Raw genomic sequence first — 5709 nt, forward strand, 5'->3', positions numbered from 1 at the left:
CCCTCCTAAGCCAGAAATATCTTTATGCTGCCGGATTGGACGCCGGAAACGCCGACACAGATATTGTCAAACCATTCTCCCTCACCGGAAAAGGCCTTATTAATGTTCTGATTAGCCGTTACACAAGTCTGGTTGAATAATGGCTGCGTCAATCCGGTATCCGTGTAAATATCAGCCGTATGGCCTATAGTGGTAGGCCGAACCCATTCAATGGATTTTATCTTAAATTGTCCCCCTGTCGGATACTCCATCGTTGTTTTAAGGTCTATTGCACTGGTGAATGTATCCAGATGAATCGGGTTTCTATCGTAAATGTTTGCCATGATAACCCTCCGCTCACTTTAATATTATCCGTCTTTCCTTTCTAAATTGACGGCGCAATTCTCTCTCCTCCGTCTCAATATCCAGCCCGGTCAGATCACGGATCAAAACATCTTTCTGCGCCTCAACTACTTCATCTATATATGTCTTCATTTGTTTTTCATCAATAAGCCCGTGAACAACCCCTGTTGATAAGGCATCTATGAACCGATTAAATTCCGTGTCATTGAGTTCTCTTTTGCCTACAATATCCATAATTTCTTTCAGGCTTTTATTTACATACTGATCCGGCTTGGATTCTCTTATGACTTGTTTTATTAGGGGGATTTTACCGAATTCCAATTCTTCTTCTTTAACAGCTTTTGCTACAGTCTCCGGCAATCCAATGCCCAATTCATAAAAGCCACCAAGATATTGTCGCAAAGCATAGTCAATATCGTTAGGACTTACATCTGCTGCCCCGTTAGTCAGCTTATTCATGTATTCGGCAGTTAGCTTAGAATATTCGGGGGCATTGGAAAAATATCGTGTATATGCCCAATTAGGCGTTCGATCATATCTGTCTTCGGGATGAATCGGGCCGCCATACCAGCCCTGATTGGCCGCTATATCCAAAAACGGTTTTATTTGGTGCGGGGCCAGAGAAACCATATCTGTTTCTACCGGAGAAAAGGCATTTGTAACTGTTCTCATCACGGACTGAACCGCCTCTTTTTCCGTCTTTTTACCCATTGTTATATCGGCAAGGTTACTTCCTATTGACCACGGGATATTATAGCCGTAAGGCAGCACCCAGTATGTAAGCTGCTTATCTCCCACTGGAAAGGTTACGGAAGTATTTTTGGCAAAATCGGATATATAATTATCCTGTTCCGAATCCATCTGATTAGATAACCATCTGGTCATATACCCTGCCGTAGCCAGCCCTGCCATAGTTGTAATAAACAATTTTCTTCCGTGCGGGCTGGCTGCCGTTCGTAATATCTTGGAGGTCCCCTGAACAGCCGGGTTAAAAAACATATAAAAAGCGCCAAAAAGCTGACTGGCTTCACCTTGTTTGGCAAAATTAATAGTTAAATCTGAAGCGGCATGTAGGGCCGCCTTCTCAGGAAATCCTCTCTTGGTTAAATTTTCAAAAGTAGATAATCGGATACCCAATTCGACAGTAGATTGGACATCATCAATTAATTTATCTACATACCGGCCTGCATTTTTTATCTTTTCTATGCCTTCTCCTTTTATTTGGCGTTCCAGTTCGTATAGGCTTTTTTCTGCCTTTAACATGCTTTCCCCGTATAGATGGCCTACCCGACCACCAATTTTCAGGAAATGATCTACCCCAGCATCATATCTTTTGCCTCTTAAGTGCAAAAGAAGCCGTTTTTGTGATGTCGGAAGATTTTTTATAATATCTCTTCTTAATGCCTTGCCTTTTTCTTTAAGTAGACTTTTTTCAACACCAAGGTTTATTAGGGCTTCTCCCGTATCTCGTTCAAAGTTTCTCAATAAAAAGTCTAGGCGATATTTGGTAACCGCCGATTGCATGAACTTTAAGGGCAATTTGGCAATCCTTAGATATTTCATTACTTCCGGGATGGAAGATATGTTCTGGTTTTTAAGGGCCCTGGCAATAAGGGGGTCTTTTATTTTTATAATAACGTTTTTACCGTTTATTTTGGTGCCTATCTCATCCGCTTTTAATTTTAACCTTTTCCCCCATACTGTTTGGAGTTCTCCTTTTATGTTCACCTGTCCTATGGGCATCATTTTGGAGGGTTTTATCTCAAAAATATCCTTTAGATATTCCGGGAATTCTTTGGTCAGCTTTATGATGGTGCGTCCTGCTTCTGCTTCCAAGGCTCTGATCTGTGCCCTTTTCAAATTCTGGAAGGTATTGCTTAGCGGTGAAATTACCCGTCTATGGCTGCCTTTGGCTCTTTTATGTTCAGGCCCATAAACGTCTATTCCCCGGCCTGAACTGGTCATGCCGGAAAATTCTCCCTTATCGCTCATGTCTCGATAAAGAGAAACAAACCAATCATACATATCCTTGTAAGTATTATATTCTTTCTCGGTTATAAGACCGTTTTCATATTCGAAATCCAATGTCTCTTTTACAAGTTTTCTGTGTTCCTGCGCCATTATCTGCAAATCAAGCATTTTGCCTTTATATTTGTCTTTCAATCCTTCCATTATCTTGACAGCATCTGCATTAGTCATGCCGCTTAATCCTTCCTCTTCCATACCATTAGCTGCCAGACGTTTTTTATTCATCTCTGTATTGCGTTCTTTGGAATGAAGGGCATGCAAATAACTATCAAAATCTTCCAAGTCTATTTTTTTATCCACTAATTTTTGCAGGAAAGCTTGTTCCTGTTCTTGTACCCTTGACACAGCCTCCGCCTTTACCCTAGGGAGCCTGCTTATTTCGTAATAAATATCCAGATCGGCGGGGACATCCAATCCCATTTTCCTCATTTCATTTCTCAACTGTTTTATGCGAATGTTTTTATCTTCCATAATCCGTCTGAATTTCTGGAATGCCGTTTCTTCTGGTAGCGTAATAGCGCCTTTTTTGGAAGGTTCTTCCTTAAACGCCTTGTATGCTTTTATGCTTTCAACAACATCCTGAGAAGAACCTTCTCTCTGTATCCTTTTCACCTCAGCCGCTATTTGGGCCTCCATATCCTTTTTATAGGATTCAGCGAATTTTCGGGATTGTTTCTCTATCTCGCCAAACCCCATGAAGGAAAGGGTTGTGCTGCCTTTGGGGTTGGGAATAGATTCCTTGGTGAAAATATCCTTCTCCGGCATTCTGGTCTTGGTAGGGGTTAAATACTTTGCAAATAGGTCTTCAAGCGATTTAGGAAGTTTTTCACCGTTTAAATATTCTCCACCATCTATGGCGATTTCTTCATGATGGAAGTGATTTTGTATGATCCATTCTTTGCTATATCCCTTGGCTTCCCATTCAGCCTTTTTTATTTCGGCGTACTCATCAAACAGTTTATCCTTATTGGGTAAGCTTTCAATAACCACATGCGCTATTTCGTGATTGGCATACTTTGGGTCTGCCATATATTTTTTATCCGCAAATACAACCCTTTTTCCGCGCCAGTCTATTTGTCCTTCATAAGTGTGGCCTTCCTTAACCCTTGTTATGCCGACATCAAACTTCCATCCTTCTGGTAATAAGTCTGTTCTGATTTTCGATGGGGCTTCCTTCATTCCCCTCGGCTGCTTGGTCTTTGCCTCGGCCTTCTTTACTCCCTCGGCAACCTCTTTTCCTAGTGCCTCATTTATAGCTTTTTCCGTTTGAGGTCCATCTGCCAATTTGAGCCTTTGGGCATTTTCCCTCGCCTCGGACATAAGTTTATTGGCTACATCATTCTTCCCCTTTTTAGCCATAGCTTTGGCTATATTGACCTTCTGTGTCACGGCATCATCAACAATGGCCTTGACTTGTGCATCCTCAGCTATTATTTTGCCTCGTTTCAGAAGTTCCACCTGATTTGGCTTGCCTACAGCATTAGATAAGCGTTCAGGAAGAGATTCTCTACTTTTTGCCAAAGATTCAGAAGGCATTCCTGCCTTAGCTCCCAATGCTTCCCCAAGTTGTTCGGCGATGTCTCTTTCTACCATGGGCCTTTTCTGTGGGACTTGCACCCATTTGCCGTTTACAAAAGCCAACTCGGGCAATTCAGCCTTTTCTACATCGCTCAAGGTAGAGGCAATTACTTTTTGCCGCTTTAAAACTGCATCAGAAAGCATTTTCCTGAATTTGGCTTCTTGTTCTTTTTTAAGCCCTAATTCTTTGCTTAATTCAGAAGCCCGCCTATTTGCCTCCCATTTAATTATAGAATCCCTAGTCCCAGGCTTCCAAGTAAAGATTGCATTAAGCCCATAATCAAAAACCTTTTGTGCCAGACTGCGGTCATTCAGAATGGCTTCAATAGGATTTTGCCCTTTTGTTAAATCTATTCCCGCTGTAGCCGCACCAAATCGTAATATCTTGGACAATATCGGTTTCCCCGGAATATCTACCAGCCCGATTACGCCAAATATTCCGCCTACTGCAGCCCCGTGTTGGGCTGCATCCCATCTGAGTTTTAGATTTTCCTGTAGAGTATCTCCGCCATGTTCTAACAAGGCAGAGGCGGAACCTAATGCCATTGCCTGCTTGATTATTTCTTTTACCGCAAAGCCTTTGGGAGTTTTAACGGCTATTTTGCTGAGCATCTTTGTAACGCCTTTTTCTACTGTCTTATACGGCGTCATAAATCCGGTAAGCGATCCTAACGCCCCGCCTATTTCCCCAGCTTCGCTCATAGTAGCTAATTCAGGGGTAGGTTGTCCCGTCAGTTTCCCAATTAGTCTGGGAGCGCCCCAAGAAGCCATCTCTGCCGCTTCCCTGCCAAACTGTAAGGGGACATCTACCGCTTTGGCTATATACTTTTTTGTCTCCGGTTGTGCTAATGGGGCTACAATATCCGCTATTTTCTCCTGGATGGGCTTGCTTACTATCCAATCTCTGGTCGGTTCCGGCAGAATATCCAATGCAGCCCCTACCAGAGAGAATGGCTTCTCAACATCTTCCCTAAGGGATATACGTATTCCTTTAGAAGGTGATGGTTTTATATCTTCTTTCAGGGATACCTTGAAAGGCATTAATATTCCTCCATTTGCAGTCCCCATTTATCCATAAACTTCTTGACATCAGGTCGGTTGAGATAAAGACGCTGTTTAGCATCGGGCATCCCTTTTAACGTCTTTTCCAGGCTTTTAGCCGCCTCAATTCGTTGGTCTTTACCATAATTCGTAGATACAGATGATTTTTGGTTAACGCCAAACTTCTTTTTGATTTTTGCGCCGATAATGGTTTGTAATAACTGCGCTATTTCATCAACATTGCCGCCAAACATCTCCTTGTATTTTAAGCCTATTGCGTTGGCTTCTTCTGCACTTAATTTCCCTGCTATTACTTTATTGGGGGCTACGCCTGCAGCCTGCGCTGCTATCAAAATATTCTTATCTGCCCTGACTGATTCATCTTTTGCCTTGCTCGTCTGTGCCTGAATATGGGCCACATCAGCCCGTTGCTTCGCTAGGTCTTCCGGGGAAGGTATTTTATAATTCTGTATGCTATATTGTTTTGCCCGTGGAGATTTCAAACTGCTTAGTTTGGCTTGCATATTCAATAACTTCATATAGTTCTGGCTGGTGGGCTTGGTTTTATATGCTTCATATGCCTTATTGAATCCTTCTTCCACAGTTTGGAAAAATTCTTCCGGGTCATAAATGGCAGATAAATTCATGGGCTTCAATCCAAAGGGGTTGGCTACATTTTGGTTATATTGATCTACCAGATTCATGCCTAACTGTTCTCCC

General features: G+C 42.3%; 3 protein-coding genes. All 3 read right to left on the reverse strand.

The genetic code is table 11. From position 1 onward, the window contains the following. Positions 1-5 precede the first annotated feature (5 nt). Positions 6-323 carry a hypothetical protein gene (locus tag AB1397_05370; protein ID MEW6482414.1) on the reverse strand — a complete coding sequence of 106 codons (318 nt, stop codon included), beginning with the start codon at positions 321-323 and terminating at the stop codon, positions 6-8. Between the two features lie 13 nt (positions 324-336). Beyond that, positions 337-5016 (reverse strand): LPD38 domain-containing protein, encoded by a 4680-nt coding sequence (locus tag AB1397_05375; protein ID MEW6482415.1) that lies wholly within the window; start codon positions 5014-5016, stop codon positions 337-339. Further along, the coding region (locus AB1397_05380; GenBank protein MEW6482416.1) for a hypothetical protein at positions 4989-5709 on the reverse strand (721 nt) is incomplete at its 5' end. The genes AB1397_05375 and AB1397_05380, both read right to left, overlap by 28 nt.

The sequence above is a fragment of the bacterium genome (assembly GCA_040756715.1).
In the GTDB taxonomy this organism is placed as follows: domain Bacteria; phylum UBA9089; class UBA9088; order UBA9088; family UBA9088; genus JBFLYE01.